The 2,582-nt window shown below is 64.6% G+C and carries 1 protein-coding gene and 1 pseudogene; both read right to left on the bottom strand.

What is annotated here, in order from left to right; translation table 11 throughout:
- Window positions 1-92: 92 nt before the first annotated feature.
- A complete protein-coding gene (locus tag AACR77_RS06615; RefSeq protein WP_042880480.1) occupies window positions 93-2,114 on the bottom strand; it encodes an exoribonuclease II in 2,022 nt (673 codons plus the stop codon).
- Window positions 2,115-2,200: 86 nt separating this feature from the next.
- Window positions 2,201-2,582: pseudogene (locus AACR77_RS06610) on the bottom strand (ArgP/LysG family DNA-binding transcriptional regulator); the annotation flags it as partial.

The following is a 2,582-nucleotide window of genomic DNA, read 5'->3' as shown; positions in this document are numbered from 1 at the left end:
ACTTCAAGGTTAGCCTTTCAACATGTAATTGGGACAGCGCCTAAAAAAAGCCCGCAGGATGCGGGCTTTTGCAGAGCAGACAAGCAGGGGGATCACTGCGTCTTGGGGGCCTCGTCGGCAGGCGCGGCATCGGCCTCGCTGGCAGGAGCGACCGGCGCCGGACCCGGCACCAGATCCACCGCCGGCTTGGCGATGAGGGAGCGGGTCTCTTCAACCGCTTCGGTCAGCTTCACCTCGATGATCTGGCCGAGCTCGTAGACCACCTCGGTCTTGTCCAGATAGACGCGGCCGTTGTCCCAGTTGCACTCCAGCCGATCCTTGTTGTCCAGGATATGGCGGGCGGGCATGAACACCACGGCGCCGTTCTCCTGCAGGCGCAGCTTGAGGCCGGCGCGCATCACGTCGATGATCTCGGCGTTGAACACCTTGTCGGTGCCCGCATCGGCCTTGAGGTAGCGCACATAGAGCCAGTCGCCGATGTCGCGCTCCACCATGCGGTGCAGGCGGCGGCAGGCGGTCAGGTGCTCGGTCAGCTCCAGGCTGGGGCGCTCACCCGGGGTCTTGCCGGCGATGACCGCCTTGAGCAGGCGATGGTTGACCATGTCGCCGTATTTGCGGATGGGGGAGGTCCAGGTGGCGTAGGCATCCAGACCCAGGCCGTAGTGGGCGCCCGGTTCGGCGGACATCAGGGCATAGCTCTGGAAGCGGCGGATCTTGCCGTCCAGCCAGCGGGTGTCCAGGTTGTCTATCCAGCGGCGCAGGGCGCAGAAGCCGGAGAGGCTGGCGATATCTTCCTTCTCGAACGGGGCCTCGGCGGTCTTGAGCAGCTCGATGGCGCCGTCCAGGGACTCCTCGTCAAAGCCGGTGTGGACGTTGAAGATGCCGTAGCCGACCTCTTTGCCCAGCACGCGGCCGGCGCAGATGTTGGCGGCGATCATCGACTCTTCCACCATGCGGTTGGCGATGCGGCGCGGCTCCACGTGGATGGCCAGCACTTCGCCGTCTTCACCCAGCTCGAAGTCGTAGTCGGGTCTGTCCGGGAACACCAGGGCGTGCTCGGTACGCCACTTGATGCGGGCCTCCGTCATCGCCTTCATCAGCGGCAGCTGGGCCAGGACGCCGACGTCGATATCCAGCGCTTTGCCGTGCTCGGCCCAGTCGGAGACGTCGTCATAGCTGAGACGGGCATGGGAATTGATGCGGGCGGCGAAGAACTCGGTCTCCTCCAGCAGCAGGCCGTCCTCGGCGATGAGCAGACGGGCACACAGGGTGTTGCGCTCCTCGCCCTCTTTCAGGGAGCAGAGCTCGTCGGAGAGGGTGCGCGGGATCATGGGTACGTTGCGGCCCGGCATGTAGACGGTGAAGGCGCGCTGGGCGGCCTCCTTGTCCAGCTCGCTCCCCTCGGCCACATAGGCGGTCGGGTCGGCGATGGCCACCAGCAGCTCCCAGCCGTTCTCCAGCTTGGTGATGGCCAGGGCATCGTCCATGTCCTTGGTCTTGGCACCGTCGATGGTGAAGAAGGGAACCTGGGTCAGATCCCGGCGGGGCAGCTCTTCCTCTTCGATCACCTTCCACTCCGGCAGGTCCGCCGGTTCAATCTGGGCCAGGTTGTGGCGCGCCAGCACCACCCACCAGGGCACGTTGTGATCTTCCTGGGTGGCGATGAGCTGGGTGATCTCGGCGGAGAAGTTGCCGTCCACCAGGGCATGGCGCTTGAGGGTGGCAACCACCCAGTCCCCTTCCTTGAAGGATTTCTCGTCCAGACCCTTCTTGGCGCGGGCCTTGATGGCGTCCTTGATGAGGGGGTGGTCGGGCACCACGTTGAGGCGGTCGCGGAACATCTTGACGCGGCCGACGAAGCGGGTGACGGCCTGCTCCAGCAGGGCATCCGGCTCGGCCACCTCTTTCTCTTTTTCAGTGCGGATCAGGGCGCTCACCCGGTCACCGTGCATCACCTTCTTCATGTAGGGAGGCGGCACGAAATAGCTGGTCTTCTCATCGACCTCCAGGAAGCCGAAGCCCCGATCGGAGGCGCGGATCACACCCTCTTTCTTGGGGATGTTTTCGCGGATTTGTTGCTTGAGCTGGGCCAGCAGCGGATTGTCTTGGAACATAAATGGGGAACCTGAGTGGAGACCTGATGGTTAATCGCCCAGCACTATACGTTTTTACCCCCCCAAAGCCAAGGTGAATGGCCCCCTCAACGGGGTTGCAGTGCCCGTCGCCCCTGCTGGATCAGGCGCTGGGATATCTGCTTGTGCAGCCCCCGCTCCAGCACCCAGCGGTGCCAGTAGAGCTGCTCGACCAGGTGGTGATCCGGGTTGAGATCGAGCAGGCGCCCCTCTTCCAGTTGCTGGCGGATCTGCAATTCCGGGATGAGGCAGCAGGCCAGCCCCTGCTCCGCCATGGCGACGAAGGCCTCGGAGGATCGCACCGTGTGGCAGGGGTAGCCACCGGGGGGGAGGGCGAAATGACGGGCCATGTAGCTGATGTGCATGTCGTCGCGCTGATCGAAGGCCACCGCCGGCGCCTTGGCCAGGGCCGCCGCCGTGAGGCCGTTCGGGAAGTGGCGGGCGACGAGG

Source organism: Aeromonas sp. ZOR0002, from assembly GCF_963866995.1.
In the GTDB taxonomy this organism is placed as follows: domain Bacteria; phylum Pseudomonadota; class Gammaproteobacteria; order Enterobacterales; family Aeromonadaceae; genus Aeromonas; species Aeromonas caviae.
The sequence above is the reverse complement of the archived record's forward strand: the minus strand, read 5'-3'. Positions and strand labels throughout refer to the sequence as shown.